Source organism: Deinococcus alpinitundrae (assembly GCF_009982895.1).
Classification (GTDB): domain Bacteria; phylum Deinococcota; class Deinococci; order Deinococcales; family Deinococcaceae; genus Deinococcus; species Deinococcus alpinitundrae.
The window spans coordinates 12,380-31,790 of record NZ_WXZL01000010.1 but is presented as its reverse complement, the minus strand read 5'-3'; the positions used below and the strand labels follow the sequence as shown (position 1 = coordinate 31,790).

At 65.5% G+C, this 19,411-nt stretch carries 20 protein-coding genes; 13 read left to right on the top strand and 7 right to left on the bottom strand.

What is annotated here, in order from left to right; translation table 11 throughout:
• Positions 1-60: 60 nt before the first annotated feature.
• Positions 61-1,023 carry a cysteine synthase A gene (gene cysK / locus GUI70_RS10975; protein ID WP_161882360.1) on the bottom strand — a complete coding sequence of 321 codons (963 nt, stop codon included), beginning with the start codon at positions 1,021-1,023 and terminating at the stop codon, positions 61-63.
• Positions 1,024-1,160: 137 nt separating this feature from the next.
• Between cysK and GUI70_RS10970 the strand changes: the two genes are divergently transcribed.
• Positions 1,161-1,637 (top strand): NUDIX hydrolase, encoded by a 477-nt coding sequence (locus tag GUI70_RS10970; protein WP_161882359.1) that lies wholly within the window; start codon positions 1,161-1,163, stop codon positions 1,635-1,637.
• A 31-nt stretch (positions 1,638-1,668) separates the two neighbouring features.
• Here GUI70_RS10970 and GUI70_RS10965 read toward each other — a convergent pair whose 3' ends face one another.
• On the bottom strand, positions 1,669-2,763 hold the full coding sequence (locus tag GUI70_RS10965; RefSeq protein ID WP_202630458.1) for a zinc-dependent alcohol dehydrogenase family protein: 1,095 nt from the start codon (positions 2,761-2,763) through the stop codon (positions 1,669-1,671).
• 348 nt (positions 2,764-3,111) lie between these two features.
• On the opposite strand from GUI70_RS10965, the gene GUI70_RS10960 reads away from it, so the two are divergent.
• From GUI70_RS10960 to GUI70_RS10930, 7 genes are all read left to right on the top strand, one after another.
• A complete protein-coding gene (locus GUI70_RS10960; protein ID WP_161882358.1) occupies positions 3,112-4,908 on the top strand; it encodes an acyl-CoA dehydrogenase in 1,797 nt (598 codons plus the stop codon).
• 9 nt (positions 4,909-4,917) lie between these two features.
• Positions 4,918-5,556: a CDP-alcohol phosphatidyltransferase family protein gene (locus GUI70_RS24310; protein ID WP_161882357.1), complete on the top strand. Its 639-nt coding sequence runs from the start codon at positions 4,918-4,920 to the stop codon at positions 5,554-5,556.
• Positions 5,553-6,374: an alpha/beta fold hydrolase gene (locus tag GUI70_RS24305; RefSeq protein ID WP_161882356.1), complete on the top strand. Its 822-nt coding sequence runs from the start codon at positions 5,553-5,555 to the stop codon at positions 6,372-6,374. The genes GUI70_RS24310 and GUI70_RS24305 overlap by 4 nt, the downstream gene beginning before the upstream one ends.
• The gene (locus tag GUI70_RS10945) at positions 6,371-6,790 is read left to right on the top strand and encodes a DUF6636 domain-containing protein (protein WP_161882355.1); all 420 of its coding nucleotides are present in this window, start codon (positions 6,371-6,373) and stop codon (positions 6,788-6,790) included. The genes GUI70_RS24305 and GUI70_RS10945 overlap by 4 nt, the downstream gene beginning before the upstream one ends.
• Positions 6,791-6,817: 27 nt before the next feature.
• A complete protein-coding gene (locus GUI70_RS10940) occupies positions 6,818-7,594 on the top strand; it encodes an SDR family oxidoreductase (protein ID WP_161882354.1) in 777 nt (258 codons plus the stop codon).
• The gene (locus GUI70_RS10935) at positions 7,591-8,040 is read left to right on the top strand and encodes a PaaI family thioesterase (RefSeq protein WP_161882353.1); all 450 of its coding nucleotides are present in this window, start codon (positions 7,591-7,593) and stop codon (positions 8,038-8,040) included. The genes GUI70_RS10940 and GUI70_RS10935 overlap by 4 nt, the downstream gene beginning before the upstream one ends.
• A gap of 79 nt (positions 8,041-8,119) precedes the next feature.
• Complete coding sequence (locus GUI70_RS10930) at positions 8,120-8,569, top strand: MaoC family dehydratase (protein WP_161882352.1); 450 nt, start codon at positions 8,120-8,122, stop codon at positions 8,567-8,569.
• Between the two features lie 16 nt (positions 8,570-8,585).
• On the opposite strand, the gene GUI70_RS10925 is transcribed toward GUI70_RS10930, so the two are convergent.
• Positions 8,586-9,323, bottom strand: a complete 738-nt coding sequence (locus tag GUI70_RS10925; protein ID WP_161882351.1) for a serine/threonine-protein kinase — start codon at positions 9,321-9,323, stop codon at positions 8,586-8,588.
• Positions 9,324-9,474: 151 nt separating this feature from the next.
• Between GUI70_RS10925 and GUI70_RS10920 the strand changes: the two genes are divergently transcribed.
• Positions 9,475-10,152, top strand: a complete 678-nt coding sequence (locus GUI70_RS10920; RefSeq protein ID WP_161882350.1) for a winged helix-turn-helix domain-containing protein — start codon at positions 9,475-9,477, stop codon at positions 10,150-10,152.
• Between the two features lie 50 nt (positions 10,153-10,202).
• Here the strand turns inward: GUI70_RS10920 and GUI70_RS10915 are convergent, their stop codons facing one another.
• The 4 genes from GUI70_RS10915 to GUI70_RS10900 form a co-directional block, all read right to left on the bottom strand.
• Entirely contained in the window at positions 10,203-12,029 is a 1,827-nt protein-coding gene (locus GUI70_RS10915; protein ID WP_161882349.1) for an acyl-CoA dehydrogenase C-terminal domain-containing protein, read from the bottom strand.
• Between the two features lie 229 nt (positions 12,030-12,258).
• Positions 12,259-12,552, bottom strand: a complete 294-nt coding sequence (locus GUI70_RS10910) for a hypothetical protein (protein ID WP_161882348.1) — start codon at positions 12,550-12,552, stop codon at positions 12,259-12,261.
• Between the two features lie 66 nt (positions 12,553-12,618).
• On the bottom strand, positions 12,619-13,026 hold the full coding sequence (locus tag GUI70_RS10905; protein WP_161882347.1) for a VOC family protein: 408 nt from the start codon (positions 13,024-13,026) through the stop codon (positions 12,619-12,621).
• A 3-nt stretch (positions 13,027-13,029) separates the two neighbouring features.
• Positions 13,030-14,025 (bottom strand): quinone oxidoreductase family protein, encoded by a 996-nt coding sequence (locus GUI70_RS10900; RefSeq protein ID WP_237724845.1) that lies wholly within the window; start codon positions 14,023-14,025, stop codon positions 13,030-13,032.
• Between the two features lie 181 nt (positions 14,026-14,206).
• Here GUI70_RS10900 and GUI70_RS10895 point away from each other — a divergent pair, with 181 nt between their 5' ends.
• From GUI70_RS10895 to GUI70_RS10880, 4 genes are all read left to right on the top strand, one after another.
• Positions 14,207-16,282, top strand: a complete 2,076-nt coding sequence (locus tag GUI70_RS10895; protein ID WP_161882346.1) for a 3-hydroxyacyl-CoA dehydrogenase NAD-binding domain-containing protein — start codon at positions 14,207-14,209, stop codon at positions 16,280-16,282.
• 371 nt (positions 16,283-16,653) lie between these two features.
• Positions 16,654-17,085 carry a GNAT family N-acetyltransferase gene (locus GUI70_RS10890; RefSeq protein ID WP_161882345.1) on the top strand — a complete coding sequence of 144 codons (432 nt, stop codon included), beginning with the start codon at positions 16,654-16,656 and terminating at the stop codon, positions 17,083-17,085.
• On the top strand, positions 17,085-18,224 hold the full coding sequence (locus GUI70_RS10885) for a glycosyltransferase family 4 protein (protein WP_161882466.1): 1,140 nt from the start codon (positions 17,085-17,087) through the stop codon (positions 18,222-18,224). The genes GUI70_RS10890 and GUI70_RS10885 overlap by 1 nt, the downstream gene beginning before the upstream one ends.
• Positions 18,217-19,398, top strand: a complete 1,182-nt coding sequence (locus tag GUI70_RS10880) for an acetyl-CoA C-acyltransferase (protein WP_161882344.1) — start codon at positions 18,217-18,219, stop codon at positions 19,396-19,398. The genes GUI70_RS10885 and GUI70_RS10880 overlap by 8 nt, the downstream gene beginning before the upstream one ends.
• The last annotated feature ends 13 nt before the right edge of the window (positions 19,399-19,411 follow it).

Below are 19,411 nucleotides of genomic sequence, written 5' to 3'. Positions count from 1 at the left end.
ACAGAAATCTCACACTCTCAGCGCACGGCGGCAGCGTCCATGTAGCCCCAGGTCAGCGGCTCAGACAGGGCTCTCGGTTTTTTCGCGCGAATACGGCAGGTAGTGGCCGGGGGTGTCGCGGCTGCCGTCGAACAGGGGCGTCGTGAGGTAGCGCGCGCCGGAATCGCAGGCAATCGTGGCGATCCGCTGGCCCGGTCCCAGGCGGCGGGCGAGTTCCAGCGCCGCCCAGATGATGCCGCCGCTGGACATGCCCACGAAGAGTCCCTCCTCGCGGGCCAGGCGGCGGGCCAGCGGGTAGGCGTCCTCCTCCCAGACCTCGATCACCTCGTCGATCAGCGAGCGGTCGAGGTTGCCGGGAATGAAGCCCGGCCCCATGCCCTGAAAGCCGTGGTCGCCGCGCTCGCCGCCCGACAAGACGTTGCTGCGGGCCGGTTCGACGGCGTAGATCTTGACCGCCGGATTCATCTTGCGCAGGTATCTGCTGACCCCGGTGAGGGTACCGCCGGTGCCGGTGCCGTAGACGAAGGCGTCGATGCGGCCTTCCATCTGCTGCCACAGTTCCGGGCCGGTGGTGGCCTCGTGGGTAGCGGGATTGGCGGGGTTTTCGAACTGGTTGGGCATCCAGCCGCCGCGCTCGGCGGCAATCTTCTCGGCCTCCTCGATGGCGGCCAGCATCCGCCGTGAGGGGTCGGTCAGCACCAGCTCAGCTCCGTAGGCAGCCAGGGTGCGTTTGCGCTCCTCGCTCATCGAGGCGGGCATGCACAGCACCAGGCGGTAGCCGCGCGCCGCCGCCACCTGCGCCAGTCCGATGCCGGTGTTGCCGCTGGTCGGCTCCACGATCAGGCCGCCGGGCTTGAGCCAGCCGCGCGCCTCGGCGTCCTCGATCAGGCCCAGGGCGGTGCGGTCCTTGATGCTGCCGCCGGGATTCTGGCCTTCGAGTTTCACGAACACGTCGCTCGAACCCGGCTCAGCAAGGCTCTTCAGCTTGACGACGGGCGTATGTCCTATCAGTGCGTCCACCATGCGTCCACTGTACGGCGGCGCGGGTGAAGCAACTGGGCAAAATGTGCAACTGGATGAAGTCGGCGACTGGGCTACCTCGGCAACCGGGCCAAGTTGGCAACCGGGCGGGGCGCGCCAGCGGCGCTAGACTGAGCCGCATGAGTCATCTGTCACGCACGCTGCCGATCAAGCGTGCGGCCCACGTTTACCTGGTCAACGACAACCACCTGCTGCTGGTCGCCGAGCGCATGGACGACGGCAGCATCTTTTATGGTCTGCCCGGCGGCAAGGCGCACCCCGGCGAGAGTCTGGCCAACGCCGCCGTGCGCCAGGTGCGCTTCGAAACCGGCCTGAGCGTGACCGATTTGCAGTTTGTGAGCTTGCTGGAAGGCGAGATGCTCACCGGCACCCGCAACGAGTGCTACGCCAACTTCGGGCGCTTCACGGCCAACTTCACCGGCGAGCTGGCTCCCACCGACCCGGAAGTGGTGGGCACCAAGTGGGTGGCCTTCGAGCAGGTGCTGAGCCTGGTGAAGTTCGGTCCACCGCCGGAAGTCGAGGAGCGCAACCCGCTGATCTGGATTCCCACCCGCGATTTTCTGAGGGGCGAGGCCCGGACGTATTACCCGATCTGAAGTCACCGACCCGGCTTGAGGCCAGTGGCCGCTAAACCGGCTCGTCCCAGGTGATGACCACCTTGCCGGTCTTGCCGGTGTCGAAGAGTTCGTAGGCGTCTTGGGCTTGGTCCAGCTTGAAGCGGTGCGTCACGGTGGTTTCGGGATGAAGCTGCCAGCGCTCCAGCAGTTCCACCAGGCGCATCATCTCGCCGAGGCTGCACACCCACGAGCCATGCAGGGTCAGTTGCTTGTGAATCAGGAGCGGGCTAGGCGCAAACGAGGCCGTGCCGCCTTCACCCACGAACACCACCCGGCCCCACTCGCGGGCGGCTTCCAGACACAGGTGGCGGGCAGCCTCGGCTCCCGAGCAGTCGATTGCCACCTCGAAACCTTGGCCGCCGCTGAGGGCCAGCAGTTCGTCCAGCGCCGTGTCGGAGGGCGAGACGATATCGGCAAAGCCCAGCGCGTGGGCCAGCTCGCGCCGCTCTGGCACACTTTCCACGCCCACCACAGCTGCGCCCATGGCGCGGGCCAGCATGGCGACGCTCAGGCCCACCGGTCCTAGCCCCGTGACCAGCACCCGGTCACAGCCCGAGACGGCGGCGCGCAGGCAGGCCGAGTAAGCGGTGCCGAAGCCGCAGGCCACCAGTGCCCCGTCCACGTAACTCAGCGCGTCCGGCAACTTCACCAGATGCGCTGCGTCGGCCAGCAGGTAGGGCGCATGCCCGCCGTCGCGCTGCCAGCCGTAGGCCCGCCGCCGAACCGGGTCGCTGCATGAGATCATGTAGCCCCGGCGGCACGCCGCGCACACCCCGCAGCCGCCGATGTGGTACACCACCACCCGGTCCCCAATCTCGAAGACCCCCGCGTCCGGCCCGGTGGCCACGATGACGCCGCACGGCTCGTGCCCGGCGACGACGCCCCGGTACGCCTCGGGGCCGTGGCCCTGGTCGCTGGGCCGGTAGATGGCCCGCAGATCGCTGCCGCACAGGCTCGACGCTTTCATCTCGATCAGTACCTGCTGGCCCACCGGCACCGGAATGTCGGACTCGCGCCACGACAGGGTCCGGTTGCCGGGCAGCACCACGCCGCGCATCTTGCCGCTGGGGTGGGGGCCGCCGTGAAGATCGCTTCCTGAGGTCATCGGGACTCCTGGGGCCGGTGGCAAAACGCCGGGGCCGGTATGGGGTGAAGGGGATAGAGGAACAGGACTACGCTCAGCCTACACGCCCGCTCCCGGCTGGAAAAGGGTGGAGGGTGGAGCTGGGAGCAAGGTGCGGGAGCACTTCTGGGCGGCACCCTGGGTCGGGTCGCGTCCGCATTCGTGAAATTTCGCAAGTGCAAGAGTGGGTCTGCTGGGTTGCCTAGCCCCAACGCCCAATCGGATGCGCCTGTGACCTGTCAGACAGGTGCGCCGCGTCTGCGCTAGACTTGGCGTGCTCAAGCTGCCCCAGCCCCACCCGCGCCCCGACCTGTCAGGAGGATTCTTTCCGTGGCCCCATTTCTCTCCAAACGCGATTTGCAGTTTCAGCTCTACGAGGTGCTCGACACCGCTTCTCTGCCGAGCCGCCCGCGCTTTGCCGAGCATTCCCGTGAGGTGTATGACGACGTGCTGGCGCTGGCCTACAACGTGGCCGAAAAGTATTTTGCCAACCACGCCCGCGAGGCCGATCTCAACGAGCCGCACATCGAGGGCGGCAAGGTGCGGCTGGTGCCGGGCGTGCAGGCGGCGGTCAACGCTTTTCGTGACGCCGGATTTTTCAGCGCCCACCACGACGAGGAACTCGGCGGCCTGCAACTGCCCTGGGTGGTGCTTCAGGCGGTGCAGGCACACTTTCAGGCCGCCAATGTGGGCAGCAGCGGCTACGCGTTCCTGACCATCGGCAACGCCAACTTGCAGCGCGAGTTCGCTTCCGAGGCGCAGCAGCAAAAGTACATGCTGCCGCTGCTGGAAGGGCGTTGGTTCGGGACGATGGCCCTCAGCGAGCCGCACGCCGGAAGCGGGCTGGCCGACATCACCACGTCCGCCACGCCCAGAGACGACGGCAGCTACAACATCTCCGGCACGAAGATGTGGATTTCCGGCGGCGAGCACGAACTCTCGGAGAACATCGTCCATCTGGTGCTGGCCCGCATCAAGGGCGCTCCAGCGGGGGTCAAGGGCATCAGCTTGTTCATCGTGCCGCGCTACCAGGTGACCGAGGACGGCAAAGTCGGCGAGTCCAATAATGTCGTGCTGGCGGGCCTCAACCACAAGATGGGCTACCGGGGCACCACCAACACCCTGCTCAACTTCGGCGAGGGCGGCGAGACGGTGGGCGAACTGCTGGGCGAGGCGGGGCGCGGCCTGGCCTACATGTTCCGGATGATGAACGAGGCCCGCATCGGCGTGGGCATGGGCGCGGTGATGCTCGGCTACGCCGGATACCTCGCCAGCCTGGAGTACGCCCGTGAGCGTAAGCAGGGCAGGCACGCCAGCAACAAGGACCCCGGCAGCGGCATGGTGTCCATCATTGACCACGCCGACGTGAAGCGGCTGCTGCTGCGCCAGAAATCGTTCGTGGAGGGCGGTTTGAGCCTGGGCCTTTACGCCTCAGCGCTGGTGGACGAGATTCAGACCGGGCCGGAAGACCAGAAGGCCGACAACGACCTGCTGCTCGATCTGCTCACGCCCATCGTCAAGTCCTGGCCCAGCAAGTACAGCCAGGAGAGCTTATCCGACGCCATTCAGGTGATGGGCGGCGCAGGCTATACCCGCGATTATCCGGTCGAGATGTATTACCGCGACAATCGCCTCAACCCCATCCACGAGGGCACCGAGGGCATTCAGGGCAACGACTTGCTGGGCCGCAAGCTCTCGCAGGCAGGCGGGCGAGGTCTGGTCGTCTTGCTGGAAAAGATGCAGGCCGACCTTCAGGCGTCCGAGGCGCTGGACGGCGTGGTGGAGATTCGCGACGCGCTGCAAACAGCGATTGACGAGTGCCGCAGTGCCTTCCAGACGATTCTCGGCAAAGCGCCCCAGCTCGGCCCGGATCTGTTTCTGGCGAATGCCAACAGCGCCCTGGAAGCGCTCGGCCACACCGTCATCGGCTGGATGTGGCTGCGGCAGGCCAGCGCGGCAGCCAGGGCCTTGCCCAGTGCCAGGGGTGACGACGCCGATTTCTACCAGGGTAAACTCCAGGCCGCCCACTTCTTTGCCGTCTACGAGCTGCCCAAGATCAAGTTTCACACCGACCTGCTGGCCAGCGCCGATTCCACCACCCACGACATGCAGAGTGCCTGGTTCTAAGGCCCGCCGGTGACCAACGGGGGAGAGCGCCGCCCCATCGCCGCCCGCGACTCCGGTCCGGCGCAGCGGCTGGCGGCCTGGCTGATTGCCCGGCAGGCCTCGGCCAACGCCGTCTCGCTGGCCGGGATGGGCTCGGCGCTGCTGGCTGGGGGCTGCTTCGCGCTCGCGGCGTCGCCGCCTGGCGCGGCCTGGGCATGGTGGCTGCTCGGCGGCGCGTTGGTGCAGCTTCGTCTGCTGGCCAACCTGCTCGACGGCATGGTCGCCATCGGGCGCGGCGTGGCTTCCCCGGTGGGCGAACTCTTCAACGAGGTGCCGGACCGGGTCTCGGACACCGCGATTGTGCTGGGGCTGGGCTGGGCGGCTGGAAATCTGGCGCTGGGCCTCGCGGCGGCGCTGGCGGCGATGAGCACCGCTTATATCCGGGCGGTGGGCCGCGCTGCGGGTGCGCCCAGCGATTTTCGCGGCCCGCTGGCCAAGCCGCAGCGCATGGCCCTGGTCACCGCAGGCGCAGGGCTGTGCGCGGTGGTGCCCGCCGCCTGGGCGGTCCAGATTCCGGGCGTGGTGCTGTGGATCATCGTGGTGGGAGCCGCGCTGACGGCAGTGCGGCGACTTGTGGGCATTGCCGGTGCACTCAGGAGGTTCAATTGAACGCTATTCAGATTGATGGGCGCAGGGTCGCTTACACCGAAGTCTCGCCCGCTCACCCCCGCGCCACAGTGCTCTTTCTGGCGTGGCTGGGCGGCTCGCGGCTTGGCTGGCAACAGGTCGTGGACGAGATCGGTCAGGCGTACCGGGCGCTCTCGCCCGATCACCGCGACACTGGCGATTCCGAGAAAGTCGAGGACGCCTACACCCTGCCTGATCTGGCCGACGACGCCGCCGCGTTTCTGCGGGCGCTCGGCAGCGGCCCGGTGTTCGTGGTGGGCCTGAGCATGGGCGGCATGGTCGCGCAGCAGCTGGCCCTGCGCCACCCCGAACTGGTGTGTGGGCTGGTGCTGGTGTCCACTACCCCCGGCGGTGCGGCCAGCACCCCGGCCACCGAGCGCGGGAGAGAGGCCCTGTTTCTGTCTGCCGAGATCGAGGCGGGCCAGCGGGCGCGGCAGGCCCTGGCCCTGATGGCCGCTGACGGCCTAGTGGAGCGCGACCCTGCCGCCTTCGACATGGCCGAACACAATGCCCGCATCCACCCCCAGAGCGCCGAGAGCTACAAGCGTCAGTTCCGGTCTATTCGCAGCCACGACACCAGCGCCGACCTCGCCCAGATCGAGGTGCCGACGCTGATTCTGCACGGCGAAACCGACGACCTGATTCCGCTGCCCAACGCCCAGCGCCTCGTGGACGGCATTCCTGGCGCGCGGCTCAAGATCTACCCGCAGACCGGGCACATGCCGCAGATCGAGCGGCGCAGCGAGTTTCTGCGGCATGTGCGCGGCTTCCTGGACGAGCAATTGGAGGCGAGCAAATGAAACCGTGGCTGCTGCTGGTGGTGCTGGGTCTGGGGTGCGCGACGGCCTCGGCGCAGAGTACTTCGCTGGACGACGGCTTCTCGCTGCCGTCAAAGAGGCTGCAATGTCAGTTCGCTCCCGACGGCCCGGCCTTCACGCTGCGCTGCGACGTGTTGGAACCGGCGTTCAAGGCCCCGCGTCAGCCTGCCGACTGCACGCTGGCCTGGGGAGATTCGCTGGGCCTGGACGACAATGGCAAACCTTACTTCACCTGCCACGGCGACACCGTGGTCGATCTGGCGCGGCCCGTGCTGGCCTACGGTCAGGTCTGGCGGCGCGGCGGCATCAATTGCGTCTCCAGCACAGCGGGCGTGCGCTGCTCCAACCGCGACGGTCACGGCTTCGAGCTGGCCCGGGCCAGGTACCGACTTTTCTAATTCCCTCTTCAACTCAAAGGAGAACCCATGCCACTCAAACCCCTGTTCGACCTCAGCGGTAAAATCGCCCTCATCACCGGTGGCTCGCGCGGCCTGGGCCTACAAATCGCCGAGGCACTCGGTGAGTACGGCGCGAAAGTGGTGCTGACCGCCCGCAAGCAAAACGAACTCGACGAGGCCAAAGCCCATCTGGAGGGCCTCGGCGTGGAAGTCATGGTGATTCGCAATGACTTAAGCGACTACGCCAGCGTGGAGCCGATGGTGCAGCAGATCTTGGACGCCTGGGGGCAGATCGACATTCTGGTCAACAACGCCGGAACCACCTGGGGCGCAAAAACCGAGGAGCACCCGCTGGAAGCCTGGGAAAAGGTCATCAACCTGAATATCAACGGGCTGTTTCTGGTGACACAGGCGGTGGGCAAGCTGTCGATGCTGCCGCGCAAGTCCGGGCGCATCGTCAACGTGGCCTCGGTGGCCGGACTTCAGGGCAACGGCATGGGCATGATTCCCACGCTGGCCTACAACACCTCCAAGGGCGGCGTCGTCAACCTGACCCGCACCCTGGCCGCCGAGTGGGCACCGCACGGCATCACGGTCAATAGCATCTGCCCCGGCTACTTCCCGACCAAGATGACCAAAGGCACGCTCGACTACGGCATGCAGCGCATTCTGGCCGCCACGCCGCTGGGCCGCATCGGCAACGAGCAGGACCTCAAGGGCCTGGCCCTGCTGCTGTCGAGCGACGCCTCAGCTTTCATGACCGGGCAGAACATCGCGGTGGACGGCGGAGCCATGCTGATATGAGTGGGGCTGACCTGACTGGTTCTGGACTGGACAGTGAGGGCGCGAGGCTGCTTACCAGGCTGGGGTTGGAAGGCAGCGCCTATTCCCGCTGGATCGGTGTGCGCCTGCGCTCGTTTAAGGAAGGTACCGTCGAGATCGAACTCGATTTGCGCACCGATCTCACCCAGCACCACGGCCAGGCGCATGGAGCCGTCATCGGCTACCTGGCCGATACCGTGAGCGCCTGGGCGGCGGCCAGCCTGACGGGCGACGTGGTAACCGCCGAATACAAGCTCAACTTTCTGACGGCGGCACGTGGTGAGTTGTTGTGGGCGCGGGGCGAGGTGCTGCGCGCTGGAAAGCAGCAGGTCATCGTGCGCTCGGACGTATACGCCGTCAGCGGCGCTCAGGACACCCATGTGGCGACGGCGCTGGCGACCATTGCCGTCATCGGGACGCGCTCCTAAAGTATCAGTGCATAGCCGTCACATCTGCGCCGCGAACCTGCCGAGCGAACCCATCCACGAAGATTCACGGAGTCCTGATATGCAACCGAGCGAACTTCAAGCGCTGATCGGCCAGCAGATTGCTCTCTCCGAGTGGGTGCCGATCACCCAGGCGCGCGTCAATGCCTTTGCCGACGCCACCGGAGACCACCAGTTTATTCACGTTGACCCGGAAAAGGCCGCCCAGACGCCCTTCGGTGGTCCCATCGCCCACGGCTTCCTGACCCTGTCCCTGCTGGCCGGTGAGTTCGCCAACCTGGGCGGCAGCCTGCAACTGGAAGGCGCGAAAATGGTGGTCAACTACGGCCTGGGCCGGGTGCGCTTTGTCGCTCCGGTGCGGGTCGGCCGCCGCCTGCGCAACCGCGCCGTGCTGCAAGCGGTCGAGCAGGGCAGCGGTTACCTGCAACTGACTTTGCTCAACACCATAGAGATCGAGGGGCAGGACAAGCCCGCCGCGACGGCGGAAACGGTGGCGCGGGTGTACCTGTAGCCGCCGCTCACCGAACTCAGTCCAGCTCCAGTCTCAGCAGCTCGCTTCTCACCTGCTCGGCGTCGCCCGGCCGACGAGCCGGATCGGGGTCGAGCAGGCGGCGGCACAGCGCCCCCAGCGGCCCGGCGTTGAAATGCGGGTGGGGACCCTCAGGGAGTGCGCCGCACAGCCCCCAGTAAAGCAGCACGCCGACGCTGTAGAGATCGCTCTGCGGTCCCAACACTGCACCAAGCCGGGCTTCGGGCGACTGAAAAGCTGCCGTGCCGATGCACAGCGGTGCGTCGAAAATCTCGTAGAGCGGCCCCGAGAGGTCGTAGTCGAGCAACTGGGCCTCGCCGCTGGGCTGTACCAGAATGTTGTCTGCCTTCACGTCGCGGTGCAGCCAGCCGCCCGCGTGCATGGCCACCAGTGCTTCAAGCACATCGCTCAGCGTGCGCAGGTAGGCGTGGCGCTCGTGCGTCAGAGCCGGGCGGGCGCGGTAGCGCGAGAACAGTTCCTGACCCCGGCTGAAGCGCAGCACTACGGCGGGCTGTCCCGCGACCTCGCCCTGTGCCACCACCTCGGCCAGATGCGGCGCGCGCACCCGCATGCTCGCCTCGCGCTCGGCGTGTGCCGTGAGTCCAGCGGAAAACAGCTTGACGGTGTACGCTTTGCCGTCGTCACCCACCGCCAGATACACCCGGCTCGACGCTCCCTGACCCAGCGGGCGTAGCAAAGTGTAGTGGTCGGCCACGCGGGTGCCTGCAAGGGACATTCCTCACACTATCCTGCCGCGTCTGACATAGACCATTCAAGACCGTACATTCTGTCTCTCCGGTCAGTTCCAATCAGCTTGCAGTCAGTTGCGCTGGGGTGTTTCAGTCCACCCACTCGCCCACTGAAAGGCAAAGCGGCAAGCTGTGGGCATGACCCGAACTCAGCTTGAGCAGCGGCGCGTCACCGACCTTGCCGCCGCCCGTGCCCTGCGGCAACGCAGCGGCTTCCTGGCGCACTTCATCACGCCCCTGTCGCCCAGCGACGTGGCTCCGCGCTTGGGCATGGCGGCAAATCTGGCGCACCACCACGTCCACAAGTTGGCCGCCCTGGGCCTACTGTTCGAGGTGCGGCGCGAGGGCGGGAAAGTGCTGTATCAGCTCGCCGCCCGTGAATTCCGGGTCCCGTGCGAATTGCCGCCAGGCGATGAGGCCAGCAGCGGTGTGTCCACCATGCACCGGCTCTCCAGCGCTTTTCTGGACGCCTACGAGCGCTCGTGGCGCAGCCTGAAAGCGGGTGAGGAGGATGTCTACGGCTTTGGGAGCACCGAGCAGCCCGCCACACTCGATCAGTTGCCGTATCCGACTTCAGACGAGTCGTACCCTGCCCACACCGATGTGCTGACCCTGCGCCTGACCCCGGCCCGGTATCAGCAGCTGGTCCGCGCCCTCAGCGCCCTGCTTGATGAGGCCCAGGCCGAGGGCGTCCGCGAGGAGGAAACGGCCTGCACGCTGGCGGTGCTAGCGTTTCAAACCGCACCGTCCCAGACCGAACAGCTCAGCCGCGATCAGGACAGCTTTCTGGGCTGGCCGGGTACGCCGGGACAATAAAAGCACGGCCCCCACCCGCAGGCGAAGGCCGTTTCAGCTCAGGATTGAACTTACGCCGTCGCCAGTTCCTTCTCGACGCCGAACATGCCCAGGTCCACGTCGAGCGAGTCGCCGCCCGCCTTGATGGTGGCAGAGAGCATCTTGGTTTCGGGAAACAGCTTGTCGAAGTAGAACTTGGCGGTCTGAAGCTTGGCCGTGTAGAAGCCGTCCTTGTCCTGGCCCGCCTTCACGGCGTCGAGCGCGACCTTGGCCATCTTGACCCACAGGAAGGCGTAGGTCACGTGGCCCACGTACCGCAGGTAATCGACGGCGGCGGCGTTGGCCTCGTCGGCGTTTTGCATGGCCTTCTGGCCCACGACCATCGTCAGGGTGGCGACCTGTCCGGCGGCCTTGCCGAGCTGGTCGGCATAGCCCTGAAGCTCCTCGTCGTCCGCCACTTCGCTGACGAGCGCTTCGACCTGCGCTGCCAGCCGCTGCAACTTCTTGCCGCCGTCCATCAGCACCTTGCGGCCCAGCAGATCGAGTGCCTGGATGCTGTTGGTGCCCTCGTAGATCATGCCGATGCGGGCGTCGCGCACGAACTGCTCCATACCCCACTCGCGGATGTAACCGTGTCCGCCGAAGACCTGCTGGCTTTGCACCGCCACATTGAAGCCGTTGTCGGTCATAAAGGCCTTGGCGACCGGGGTCAGCAGCGCGACCAGATCGGCGGCTTCCTGGCGCTTGGCTTCGTCAGGGTGATGGTGTTCGGTGTCGAGGCTCAGCGCCAGCCACAGGGCCAGGGCGCGGCCTGCCTCGCTGTAGGCGCGGCCCGTCAGCAGCATCCGGCGCACGTCGGGGTAAGCAATGATCGGGTCGGCCTTCTCGCCCGGCAACATGCGCGGCTCGTGGCGCATCTGGAGCCGGTCCTTGGCGTAGGCCACGGCGTTCTGGTAGGCCACTTCGCCGAGTCCCAGGCCCTGCATACCGGTGCCGAGGCGGGCAGCGTTCATCATGGTGAACATGTTGTTCATGCCCTTGTTGATCTCGCCCACCAGGTAGCCGGTCGCGCCGTCGAAGTTGAGCAGAGCGGTGGCGTTGCCGTTGATGCCCATCTTGTGCTCCAGGCTGCCGCACACCACGCCGTTGCGCTCACCGATGCCGCCGTCCGCGTTGACCAGGAACTTGGGCACCAGAAACAGCGAGATGCCCTTGGTGCCTTCCGGGCTGCCTTCCAGCCGGGCCAGGACCAGGTGGACGATGTTGTCGGTGAAATCGTGCTCGCCTGCCGAGATGAAGATCTTGGTGCCGCTGATAGCGTAGCTGCCGTCGCCGTTGTCCGTGGCCTTGGTGCGGATGATGCCCAGATCGGTTCCGGCGTGCGGCTCGGTCAGACACATGGTGCCGGTCCACTCGCCCGAGACGATCTTGGGCAGGTAGGTGGCTTTCAGTTCGTCGCTGCCGTGCGCGACCAGGGCACTGTAGGCTCCGTGAGACAGGCCGGGGTACATGCTCCAGGCGGTGTTGGCCGAGATGTTCATTTCGCTGGTGGCGATGTTGACCACGTGCGGCATGCCCTGACCGCCCCAGGCGGGGTCGGCGTCCAGCCCGGTCCAGCCTGCTTGCCGGAACTTGGTGTAGGCGGCCTTGAAGCCGGTGGGGGTGGTGACGTTGCCGTCATTGTCGCGCTTGCAGCCTTCCTGATCGCCCACCGCGTTGAGCGGCGCAAGTTCGTTCTCGGCGAAGCGGGCGGCCTCCTCGATCACCTGATCCATCAGATCGGCGTCGGCGGTCTCGTTCTGGGCGTAGTAGGGCATCTCCTTGAGGACCTCGCCTGCCTTCAGGACCTCGTGCATCACGAAACGAAAATCGCGGAGCGGTGCTTTGTAGCTGGGCATGGGTCTTCTCCTTGGCGCGTGCTGAGCTGGGTGGAGGGGTTTTGTCTTGCTGCTTGTACTCAGTCTAAAACTTTTGAAGGGGGATTGCTAGCCGGGCAACCCTGAAGGTGTGCCGGATCGCCCGGTTCGCCGTCTGTGCGGGGTAAACAACTGGTGGGTGTGCCAAGACCGTCGGGACAAAGCCTTACGCCTTGTCCCGACGGTGTGAACGGAAGGTGACCGCCCAGCTCTAGCGCCGGACGATGGGCGTGACCAGGGTCTGGGCGCGGCCCTGAAAGTAGGCGCTGGCTCCGGTGTTGCTGTCGCGCTCGCGCCGCGAGAAGCGCCAGACGAGTTTGCCCACCTGGGTGTTGACCTCCACTCTGGGATCGAGCTGCGTCAGCGCGTGGGTCAGCGTGTCGATGTCGGCCCGCCAATCTTCCTTGCTGACGCTGGCACTGTGATGGCCGTAGTCTTCCAGAATCTTGATGAAGTACCCGCCGTTGCGGTGTTCTGCTGTGTAGCGGCCCTGGAGAAGATGCATCTGTCTAGCTTACAGCGTGCGGACCGAATGTCGTTTTGGCGGGTTGCTGATGCCCAGGGCTGCCGCTCAGACCGACCAGTCGCGGCGGCACAGCACCAGCCGGTAACCGTCGGGGTCTTCAAAGGTCACGCCCCACTCGTCCCAGTAGGGATTGAGCGCCGCCACCCGCACGCCGCCGCAGGCTTCCAGCTGCTTGACTGTGCTCTCCGGAGCGGCGGTCCCCAGATACAGCACCAGCAGATCGTCGGCGCTGGGCGTGGGCGTGACGCGATGCCGGGCCGAGTGCGTCAGTTCCAGATGCCAGCTGGCTCCCGGCAAGCCCAGCATCAGCAGTGAGAACTCGGCGTCCGAGGTGGCGATGTGCCGGTGCAACACGCTCAGGCCCAGGCCCTGCCCGTAGAAGCGCTCGGCGGCCTCGAGGTCCGAGCTGGGCCGGGCCAGGCGAATGCGGGTCTGCGCCGTGAGGGAAAGCACCGCTTACTTCTGCGGCTCGATGGTCACTTTGCCGGTGGTCTTGCGGTCCAGAATGTCCTGAAACGCCTGCGCCGACTCGGCGAGCGGGTAGCGCGGCCCGACCTGCGGGCGCAGCTTGCCTGCCGCCACCAGCGGATTGAAGAAGGCCAGCGCGTCTCGGACCATGTTCTGGTCGCCCAGCATCGGGGTCAGCCACACGCCGGTCACGCTCAGGTTCTTCTTCATCAGGGCAGCAGGGTTGATGCTGGCCTGCTCACCGCTGGCCGCGCCCACGATCATCAGACGGCCCATGTTGGCGAGCATCTTCAGGCTTTTGGCGACCATTTCACCACCGGTAATTTCCACCAGAATGTGAACGCCGTTGCCGCCAGTCGCTTCCTTCACCGCGTCCACGAGGTCTTCCCGTTCCGAGTTGAGGGTGGTGTGTGCGCCCAGACCCTCGGCCAGTTTGAGCTTGGCGTCGGTGCTGGCAATGGCGATGATGTTGAGTTCGAGGGCGGTGGCCACCTGAATCAGCGCCGTGCCGAGTGCGCCTGCCGCGCCCTGCACCAGCACCGTCTCGCCCTTCTGGGCACGGCCCAGTGTGACCAGGGTGATGTAAGCGGTGTAGTAACTCACCGGAAAAGCGGCGGCCTCGGCGGCGTCCAGGCCGTCTGGCACAGGAATGATGCCGCGCAGCGGAACGATGGCGTATTCCTGCAAGGCCCCCTGCCCGGTCAGTGCGGCGACCTGCTGACCGATCTCGAAGCCGGTCACGCCCTCCCCGAGCGCGTCGATGGTTCCGGCAAATTCGCCGCCGGGAATCAACGGCAGCTTGGTGGGCGTCAGGTACTGGCCCTTGACCGCCAGCACGTCGGCGAAGTTGATGCCTGCCGCCTGCACCTTGAGGCGCACCTGACCCGCGCGGGGTTCGGGCCTGGTGGCGTCGCGAAGCTGCATCACGTCGGGGTTGCCGGTCTGCTCAACGAGAATCTGGCGCATGGTCTGGGCTTGAGTCATGTCTTTTACTCTAAGCGCCGTCTGGGGGCTGGGATGAAGGTGGAGGCACGTTGCACAATTGCCGCCTGTCACTGCCTGCATCGGGTTGACCCACCCGCCTCCCGCGTGAAACCATGGGCGGGCCAAGACAACCTGTCTGACACGTTCAGCGTTTCAGCATCTCTCTTCTGGAGGTAGCACCGTGAGCATCGTAGGCCAGACCCGTCAGGGTGACGTTCTCGTTTTGACCATCAACAACCCGCCCGTCAACGCCTTCTCGCTGGGCGTCCCGGAAGGCCTGCGCGCGGGCCTTGACGCTGCCGAGCAGGACCAGAGCGTGAAGGCGGTGGTCATCATCGGCGGCGGACGCACCTTCATCGCCGGGGCCGACATCAAGACCTTCGACATGCCGCGCGCCCAGGCTCCCGACCTGCGCGGCTTCATCGTCCGGCTCGACGCCTTCAGTAAGCCCACGGTGGCGGCCATTCACGGCACGGCCCTCGGCGGCGGTCTGGAAGTGGCGTTGGCCTGCACCTACCGGGTGGCGGTCAAGGACGCCATGCTGGGCCTCCCGGAAGTCAAACTCGGCGTGCTGCCGGGTGCGGGCGGCACCCAGCGTTTGCCCAGAGTGGTGGGCGCTCAGAAGGCGCTGGAGATGATGCTGTCGGGCAACCCGGTGAAAGCCAGTGAGGCGGCTGGGCTGGGCCTGATTGACGAGATCGTGGACGGCGATCTGCTGGCGGGTGCGGTGAAGTTTGCCGAGGCGCATGCCGACCAACGCCCGCTGCCGCGCATCAGTGAGAAGGCGGCCGAAGGCAGTCCTGAAGTCTTTGCTGCCGCCCGCGAGGGTATCAAGAAGACGCACCAGGGCCAGCTCGCGCCCGGCTTGATTATTGATCTGGCCGAAAAGGCCACCACCATACCGTTTCAGGAAGGCTGGGACGCCGAGGCCAGCTTGTTCATGCAGGCCAAGGACTCGCCGCAGTCGCGTGGGCTGCGCCACATCTTCTTCGCTGAGCGCGAGGCGGGCAAGATCGCCGGGCTCGGCAAGGACACGCCGCAGAGCGAGATCAAGGCGGTGGGCATCATCGGCGCGGGCACGATGGGCGGCGGCATCGCTATGAACTTCCTGAATGCGGGTCTGCCGGTGACGATCGTGGAAACCGCTCAGGACGCCCTGGACCGGGGCCTGGCGACCATTCGCAAGAATTACGAGAACACCGCCAGGAAAGGCCGCATGACCCAGGACGACGTGGAAAAACGGATGGGGCTGCTGACGCCCACCCTGGACATGGCCGATCTCAAGGACGCCGACATCATCATCGAGGCGGTCTTTGAGAACATGGACGTGAAGAAGGACATCTTCACCAAGCTGGACGCCATCGCCAAACCCGGCGCGATTCTGGCGTCCAATACCTCGACCCTGGACGTGAACGAGATCGCGAGCGTGACGGGGCGCCCCGAAAGCGTGATCGGATTGCATTTCTTCAGCCCCGCCAACGTGATGAAGCTGCTGGAGATCGTGCGGGCCGATAAGACCTCGGCCTCGGTGCTGGCGACCAGCATGGCGCTCGCCAAGAAAATAAAGAAAGTCGGCGTGGTGGTGGGCGTATGTGACGGTTTCGTCGGGAACCGGATGATTCACCGCTACAGCGACGAGGCCCGGCAATTGGTGGAAGCCGGAGCCGCGCCGCAGGACGTGGACGCCGCCATGAACGGGCTGGGCCTCCCGATGGGGCCGTTCCAGATGGGCGATATGGCCGGGTTGGACATCGGCTACGCTATTCGCCAGCACCAGGCCAAGGTTGCGGGGCAGCCCAAGCCCGACGGCTGGCTCGACCGCATTGTGGAGAAGGGCCGCAAGGGGCAGAAAACGGCGGCGGGCATCTACGACTACGGCGAGGACCGCAAGCCCAGGCCGAACGCCGAGGTCGCGCAGCTGCTCTCCGATTACCGCGCCGAGCAGGGGATCACGCCGCGCGAAGTGAGTCAGGAGGAAGCCGCCAAGAGATTGACCTACAGCCTAGTCAACGAGGGCGCGAAGATTCTGGAAGAGGGCATTGCTCAGCGGGCGGGTGACATCGACGTGATCTACATTTACGGCTACGGCTTTCCGGCGTACCGGGGCGGCCCGATGCAGTACGCCGACGAGCAGGGCCTGAAGAACGTGGTGGCCGATCTGGAGCAGTACGGACAGACGCCCGCGCCGTTGCTCAAGCAGTTGGCGGAGCAGGGGGGGACGTTCGCGGGGTGGGACAAGGAGAAAGCGAGAAGCTAGACAACAAATGATGTTGCTGTATCTAACTTTTGAGAATCAGATCTAGAACCCCTTTAAGCGATTCAAAATGTTCCAGGCATCAATCATGACCGTCGCTCAAAAAATTCAATTTATCTGTCAACTGGTTTAATTCATAGATTATGAGCGCGCCTCTATCACCTCTGAAGGATTGCATGAGCAATCCTGCAATATTGGCGTCCAGCGTGATTGATTAAATTCTTTTCGCCATTGCTGGAACTGAGGAAATCTCGGCTTGCTCTTCCAATTCGCCTCAGCTTCTTGCCGCGTCAAAATTTCGATCCCGTCATTCAAGTAGGCCAATTGATTCTCGTACTGATAGTGGAAGCTCTCAAAATCAGGAGGTGAAGCCCATGCCCACCACAGTCCGCGTCCTCACTTCCTTGGAAGCCCATATCCTGGAAAACCTCGCCCCAGACGTGTTCGACAATCCGGTGGACTCGCGCTGGACGGCGGAGTTTTTCGCTGATCCCCAGCATCATCTGGCCGTGGCGCTGGACGGTGAAGCGGTGGTCGGCATGGCATCCGGCGTGCGCTACGTCCACCCCGACAAGCCGCCGGAACTGTTCATCAACGAGGTGGGGGTCTCAGCCGCTTATCAGGGGCAGGGGCTGGGGCGGCGGCTGATGGACACGCTGCTGGATCACGCCCGCACGCTGGGCTGCGTGGCGGCCTGGACGCTGACCGAGCCGGACAATGCGGTGGCCCGCCGCCTCTACGCCTCAGTGGGCGGCGAGGAAGAGACTTGCCAGATTTTCGTCGTGCCGCTGGAGGGGCCTGCTTGATGCCCACTGCCGCCTTTCTCACCGATGCGCCGCGCGTGGCGGGCAGCGAAGTGTGGCTGCTCAGCGTGCTGCCGCATCTGCCTGAGCAGGGCATTGACCCGGCTGTGTTCTTGCCGGTGGGAGCGGCCTTAGATCCTCTTGCGGAGCGGCTGACGGCGGCGAGCCTCCCCGTGACCCGTTTCAAGCGCCTCAGTGATTTGCCCGCCCTGACCCGCGACTTCGACGTGCGGGTGATGCACGCCTGGGGCCTGCTGACCTACCTACGCCTGCTGTCCCACCTCGCCCAGCCGCGCTGGGTGGTCATTCACGACCAGTTGGAATTCTTCTATCCGCTGGGCCTGCGGGCCTTTTACCGCCTGGGCTTCCGGCTGACCAAAGGCTGGGGCATGAAGAAAGCCAGCGGCGTGTTGACCGTCTCGGAGTGGGCGGATGGGTGGCTGCGCCGCACCAAACTCCCTGCCTCCGGCTTCGTCAAGAATGGGGTAGACGTGGACCGTTTCCGCCCAGCAACTGAACCGGAACGCGCCGCCCTCCGCGCCGAGTTCGGCTTTACCCGCTTCACGGTGCTGGTGCCGGGCCGCTTCGTCGTGGAAAAAAACCAGTGGGCGGCGCTGCGCTCGGCCCGGCATGCCCGCGATCTGGACTTTGTTTTCGTGGGCGATATGGACTCGGCCCTGGGCAAACTGGCGGTGCAGTTCAAGCGGCTGGCCCGCCTCGGCAACGTCCGCTTCCTGGGCCGCCGCCATGACATGCCCGCTCTCTACCGCGCCGCCGACGCCCTGCTCCAGCCCACGCTGGCCGAGAACCAGTCGCTGGTGACGCTGGAAGCGATGGCCTCGGGCCTGCCGATCATCACCACCCCGATTCCCGCGCAGGCCGAACTCGTCGAGGACGGCGTGTCGGGCCTGCTGGTGTCGCCCGCCCCGCACCTGCTGGCGCTGGCGCTGCGCCGCCTGTCGGTCAATCCCGAACGTGCCCGTCAGATGGGAGAGGCAGCCCGTGCCCGCGTGCTGGCGGCGCATACTCCCCAGCACACGGCGGCAGGGCTGGCACAATTTTTACAGTCTGCCACTCGTCTCCTCTCACAACAAGCGATAAACCACAAGCCCTCTCGACCAAAGGAGTTCCACCATGCCTGAAGCTGTTATCGTCTCTACCGCCCGCACCCCCATCGGCAAGGCTTACCGGGGCTACCTCAACGACACCCACGGCTCCGACATGGGCGCGCATGCCGTCACCCATGCTGTCCAGCGAGCAGGCGTCGACCCCTCCGAGATCGAAGATGTGATCATGGGAGCGGGCAACCCCGAGGGTGCCACTGGCTCCAACATCGCCCGCCAGATCGCCCTGCGCTCCGGCTTTCCGGTCAGTGTGGCGGGTGTGACTGTCAACCGGTTTTGCTCCAGCGGCCTCAACACCATCGCGATGGCCGCCAACAGCGTTATGGCCGGACAGGGCGACATCATTGTGGCGGGCGGGCTGGAGAGCATCAGCCTGACCCAGAACGAGCATGCCAACAAGTACCGGCTGCGCGGCGAGTGGCTCATGGAGCACAAGCCCGCCATCTACATGTCGATGCTGGAAACGGCGGAAATCGTCTCCAAGCGCTACGGCATTTCGCGCGAGGCGCAAGATGAATACGCCCTGAAAAGCCAGCAGCGCACCGCCGCCGCCCAGCAGGCGGGCAAGTTCGACGCTGAGATCGTGCCGTTTACCGCCAGCATGAAAGTGCAGGACAAGGCCACTGGAGAAATTTCCGACAAGGAAGTGACCCTCAAGCTTGACGAGGGCAACCGCCCCGACACCACACTGGAAGGCCTGCAAAAGCTCAAGCCGGTCTTCGAGGACGGCGTCATCACGGCGGGCAATGCCTCGCAACTCAGCGACGGTGCCTCGGCTTGCGTGGTCATGAGCGCCGACCTCGCCCGTGAGCGCGGCCTGCAACCGTTGGGCCTCTTTAAGGGCTTTGCCGTTCACGGCTGCGAACCCGACGAGATGGGCATTGGGCCGGTGTTCGCGGTGCCGCGTCTGCTCAAGCGCCACGGCCTGACTGTCGACGACATTGACCTGTGGGAACTCAACGAGGCGTTCGCGGTGCAGGCGATCTACTGCCGCGACAAGTTGGGCATCGACCCCGAGAAGTACAACGTCAACGGCGGCAGCATCAGCATCGGCCACCCTTACGGCATGAGCGGCGCACGGCTCACCGGACACGCCCTGCTGGAAGGCAAACGCCGGGGCGCGAAGCATGTGGTCGTGACCATGTGCGTCGGCGGCGGCATGGGCGCAGCGGGGTTGTTCGAGGTGCTGTAAGCGTGAATCGGCA

What these genes read in the sequence shown, in the direction of transcription:
- cysK (WP_161882360.1), bottom strand. Translation starts at nt 1,023, where the DNA reads ATGGTGGACGCACTGATAGGACATACGCCCGTCGTCAAGCTGAAGAGC.
- GUI70_RS10970 (WP_161882359.1), top strand. Translation starts at nt 1,161, where the DNA reads ATGAGTCATCTGTCACGCACGCTGCCGATCAAGCGTGCGGCCCACGTT.
- GUI70_RS10965 (WP_202630458.1), bottom strand. Translation starts at nt 2,763, where the DNA reads ATGACCTCAGGAAGCGATCTTCACGGCGGCCCCCACCCCAGCGGCAAG.
- GUI70_RS10945 (WP_161882355.1), top strand. Translation starts at nt 6,371, where the DNA reads ATGAAACCGTGGCTGCTGCTGGTGGTGCTGGGTCTGGGGTGCGCGACG.
- GUI70_RS10940 (WP_161882354.1), top strand. Translation starts at nt 6,818, where the DNA reads ATGCCACTCAAACCCCTGTTCGACCTCAGCGGTAAAATCGCCCTCATC.
- GUI70_RS10935 (WP_161882353.1), top strand. Translation starts at nt 7,591, where the DNA reads ATGAGTGGGGCTGACCTGACTGGTTCTGGACTGGACAGTGAGGGCGCG.
- GUI70_RS10930 (WP_161882352.1), top strand. Translation starts at nt 8,120, where the DNA reads ATGCAACCGAGCGAACTTCAAGCGCTGATCGGCCAGCAGATTGCTCTC.
- GUI70_RS10925 (WP_161882351.1), bottom strand. Translation starts at nt 9,323, where the DNA reads ATGTCCCTTGCAGGCACCCGCGTGGCCGACCACTACACTTTGCTACGC.
- GUI70_RS10920 (WP_161882350.1), top strand. Translation starts at nt 9,475, where the DNA reads ATGACCCGAACTCAGCTTGAGCAGCGGCGCGTCACCGACCTTGCCGCC.
- GUI70_RS10915 (WP_161882349.1), bottom strand. Translation starts at nt 12,029, where the DNA reads ATGCCCAGCTACAAAGCACCGCTCCGCGATTTTCGTTTCGTGATGCAC.
- GUI70_RS10910 (WP_161882348.1), bottom strand. Translation starts at nt 12,552, where the DNA reads ATGCATCTTCTCCAGGGCCGCTACACAGCAGAACACCGCAACGGCGGG.
- GUI70_RS10900 (WP_237724845.1), bottom strand. Translation starts at nt 14,025, where the DNA reads ATGACTCAAGCCCAGACCATGCGCCAGATTCTCGTTGAGCAGACCGGC.
- GUI70_RS10890 (WP_161882345.1), top strand. Translation starts at nt 16,654, where the DNA reads ATGCCCACCACAGTCCGCGTCCTCACTTCCTTGGAAGCCCATATCCTG.
- GUI70_RS10885 (WP_161882466.1), top strand. Translation starts at nt 17,085, where the DNA reads ATGCCCACTGCCGCCTTTCTCACCGATGCGCCGCGCGTGGCGGGCAGC.
- GUI70_RS10880 (WP_161882344.1), top strand. Translation starts at nt 18,217, where the DNA reads ATGCCTGAAGCTGTTATCGTCTCTACCGCCCGCACCCCCATCGGCAAG.